Annotated in this window: 4 protein-coding genes; 1 reads left to right on the top strand and 3 read right to left on the bottom strand. The window is 59.4% G+C overall.

The window, feature by feature from the left end:
• The 3 genes from HKN37_07235 to HKN37_07225 all read right to left on the bottom strand — a co-directional run.
• Positions 1 to 275: ribonuclease HII (locus HKN37_07235; GenBank protein ID NNE46437.1), on the bottom strand; the 275-nt coding region annotated here is incomplete at its 3' end.
• 21 nt (positions 276 to 296) lie between these two features.
• Positions 297 to 1,946 carry a UDP-N-acetylmuramoyl-tripeptide--D-alanyl-D-alanine ligase gene (locus HKN37_07230; GenBank protein ID NNE46436.1) on the bottom strand — a complete coding sequence of 550 codons (1,650 nt, stop codon included), beginning with the start codon at positions 1,944 to 1,946 and terminating at the stop codon, positions 297 to 299.
• Positions 1,943 to 2,800 (bottom strand): alpha/beta hydrolase, encoded by an 858-nt coding sequence (locus HKN37_07225; protein NNE46435.1) that lies wholly within the window; start codon positions 2,798 to 2,800, stop codon positions 1,943 to 1,945. The genes HKN37_07230 and HKN37_07225 overlap by 4 nt, the downstream gene beginning before the upstream one ends.
• 241 nt (positions 2,801 to 3,041) lie before the next feature.
• Here HKN37_07225 and HKN37_07220 point away from each other — a divergent pair.
• Positions 3,042 to 3,166, top strand: a 125-nt coding sequence (locus HKN37_07220) for a transcription termination factor Rho (protein NNE46434.1), incomplete at its 3' end; no start/stop codon positions are given.

Here is a 3,166-nt window from a genome sequence, read left to right as displayed (position 1 = left end):
GCCCAGAGGATATTCAGCTCGTCGATTTCCTCCGGCGAGCATACGCCGACGGCCACGGCCACGGCGCGCGAGCGAATTCGTGCGGCCAGTCGTTCACGATCCTCCCTCGACAGAAGCTTGCTGTCGGTGATCCCCCTGACGCGTTGGTCGCGGTTGAATACTACGGCAGCCGCGACGACGGGGCCCGCAAGACATCCGCGTCCGGCCTCGTCGGCGCCCGCAATGAACTCGTGGCCTGCCGACCACAGTCGGCGCTCGATTCGTAACCCTGCCATGGAATGCGTGTGGGACGGCTATCAGGCCGGCTCGTCGTACTGGTCGGGCAGATCGTTTTCGTAAAGCACGACGTCACCTGCCTGAAGATATCCTTTCAGAAAATCCCTTGCTTCAAAAAGCGTCGAGACGACGCGGATCTGTTGCTCGGGGAATTCTGCGGCCAACAATCCTCCGACAATCGGCCTGGTCCTCTCGTGGCCGACGAGAATGGCAAGGTCCGCGTTGCCTGCAATAGCCTGACCGAACGACCGGTTTTCCTCCTCCTCGCGCATTCCGAGCTCGATCATGCCCGGCGTGACGATGATCCTTCGTCCCGTACGGAACTGGCCGAGAATTTCGACTGCGTTGATCGCGCCAACCGGGTTGGAGTTGAAAGCGTCGTCGATCACAAGGACTTGTCCTTCACTTCGAAGATGCAGCCTGTGCTCGACAGGTTCGACTCGCCGAACCGCGTGCGCGATCTGTCTCAGGCGAAGGCCCATCGATTGTCCGACGGCAATGCCCATCAGAATATTGGCAACGTTGTGTTTGCCAAGCAGTCGGGTGGTGAATGCCTGTTCGGCGCCGTGATCATCGCGAACGACAAAAGAAGCGCCATGGGGGCCGTAATGGATATCGGACGCGGAGAGCTCGGCCGGATTTCCTTCGGTCGAGATTGTCGTCACGTGTGCTGCCGTTTCTTGCGCCATGGCGAGGACGTGCGGATCGTCGGCATTGAGCACAACCGTGCCGCCCGATACCACTCGTCGGGCCAGCGTACCCTTCTCGTGCGCGATGGCTTCGATCGAACCCATGGACTCCAGGTGCGCAACACCGACATTGGTGATCACGGCGAGCTGCGGTTCGACCAGGTCACACAGTTCGGCGATGTCGCCCGGATAGCGCGCGCCCATTTCGACGACGAGCACCTGATGATTGGGCTGGAGATCGTTATTGATCACCTTGCAGATGCCCATCGGTGTATTGTACGAACCGGGAGTGGCGAGCACCTGATAACGCTGCCGCAAAATCTCAGCGATAATGAACTTGACGCTCGTCTTCCCATACGAGCCGGTGATGGCGATCACCTTGAGGTCAGGGTGGGTTTCAAGGACGTGCCGGGCTTTGCGCTTGAAACCGGATCGGAAGAACGCCTCGACGGGCTCGAGGAGGATGGCGGCTCCGATGACGGCGAGAGGTGCGATCAGGTCGCCAAGCAGTAACGCGCGAAGGACGAGTCGTGTGTCGGGAATGAGGGCATGTGGCAGGTCTAAGATTCTCAGGAGGAGTACCACCAGGACACTCGCGACGATCGGGACCGTGACAATAACCGCTGTCAGAAGTCCGAGCCGCTTCAATCGATTCGTCCAGACGAGCGGTTTCTTCTCGCGCTCGGATCGGTATCTGCGGGACGAGGCAAATACGACGCACCAGAGCCCGAGCATCGCAGCGGCGAGCGCGCGATCCGACACGGCACCTGCCAGGGGATACGACAGTAGCAGAACGCCCGCTCCGAGCACGTGCGACAGCCGGAAGACATAGTTGAATGGCCGCTTGATCAGCCAGCGGGCATACTCGCCGATCTTGTATCCATGAAGCTGGAAGACGTGAAGGCTGAACCGAAGACGGCGCCATAGACGCCAGCCGGCGAACAGCAGAGCAACCGTGCCAAGAGAGAGGATCAGCATCATTCCTGAGACTCCCCCGGTGATGGTGTACTCAGGAAATGCCGTGTCGCGAGTATCACAGTCTGCGGGTCATCCAGATGGGCGTAGTGCCCGGCGCTTTTCAGCATCACAACTCCCGCATCCGGAATTCGGCTCTCCAGCACGGAGATCTGGTATTGGCTGACGTCCTGATCCAGATCACCCCGGAAGACAAGCGTCGGCACACGGATGTCGTCAAGACGATCGTCCAGATGATGAGTCACGGTTTTGACGAACGTGTCTCGCATCACACCTGATAACCGCCGATAGTCCGACGAACCAAGGGCTCTCCACACGAGAGAGTGCCGAAGCCAGTCCAGGCCGAATTCGCGCAGCCGTCCGGGCAGGATGGAGAATGGCAGCTTCAGAATCCGCGCCGTGTATTTCTTCAGATAGAATGACGGCTTGCGTCGGGGTTTCACACCCGACGGTGCGATCAGGACGAGCGAGGAGATCAGCGGTGATATCGTTTCATCGGACGCCATGAAGAGGGCGATGCGTCCACCGTTCGAATGCCCGATGATCGATACCGGGCTGTCGAATCGCTCTCGAATGAGGGTTGCAACTCTCTCGGCGTGCGCGGCTACGCCAATCGGCTCCTGTGGAATTCCTGCCCGGCCATGCCCGGGCAGGTCGACGTTGGCGACCCGATGCGTCGGAGCAAGGGCGTCGGCCAGAATACGCATCATCTCCGCACTGCTCCCCCAACCGTGCAGAATGACGACGCCCGGGGCATCTGGCGGCCCCGACCACTCAATGTACAGGTCTCCAAACGGCCCGGATGGCGTGCCGAATGCCCCGCTGGCAGAGGATTCTGTTGAAGTGGTCGGCGAAACCATCTATATTGGCTTGTGTTCGGGCAACCGGACTGTTTCTCCCCCTCGAGTCCCTGTCAGCAAAAGGCAGTCGGACGTGGTTCCGTTATCCGGGGGACATCCTCGATCTGAAGATAACAAGCGTCGATTGATCCGACTGTATTCTCGGTAATCGTCGGTTGCTTGCTCGGATCAAGTTGCTGTTAAGTCAGCGTGCAGACTCGTCCCGTCGACTGTGCGCCATTTATTCCCACCGAAGCAGGTTATGGAAGACTCAAAACCAAGATTCTCAGGTATCCTCGAGCTCATCGGAGACAAAAAGTTTGGCTTCATCCGAGGACTCCGCGCCGATGTACCCAAGGGAAAGAAGGACCCGTTCGTACCGCCGCC

Source organism: Rhodothermales bacterium, assembly GCA_013002345.1.
In the GTDB taxonomy this organism is placed as follows: Bacteria; Bacteroidota; Rhodothermia; order Rhodothermales; family JABDKH01; genus JABDKH01.
This window is presented reverse-complemented; position numbering and strand designations above follow the sequence as displayed.